Source organism: Flavobacterium sp. (assembly GCF_003525665.1).
GTDB lineage: Bacteria > Bacteroidota > Bacteroidia > Flavobacteriales > Flavobacteriaceae > Flavobacterium.
This window is the reverse complement of the sequence record NZ_DQDX01000186.1, coordinates 1-216: the sequence shown is the minus strand read 5'-3', so window position 1 is coordinate 216 and position 216 is coordinate 1. Positions and strand designations below refer to the sequence as shown.

Sequence of the window (216 nt, the reverse complement as noted above, 5' to 3'; positions counted from 1 at the left end):
CGTTCTGGAGAAACAGAAGATAATACTATTGCAGATTTAGCAGTAGCTTTAAACTGTGGTCAAATTAAAACTGGTTCAGCTTCACGTTCAGATCGTATGGCAAAATACAATCAACTGCTTCGTATTGAAGAAGAACTTGGTGCAACTGCTTACTTTCCTGGAGTAAAAGCTTTTAAGCAAAAGTAGTTTTAAAAAATAAATAATTAAAACCTGGCT

Annotated in this window: 1 pseudogene; it reads left to right on the top strand. The window is 34.3% G+C overall.

The window, feature by feature from the left end:
* A pseudogene (eno, locus tag DIU01_RS13000) lies at nt 1-186 on the top strand (phosphopyruvate hydratase); the annotation flags it as partial.
* Between the last annotated feature and the right edge of the window lie 30 nt (nt 187-216).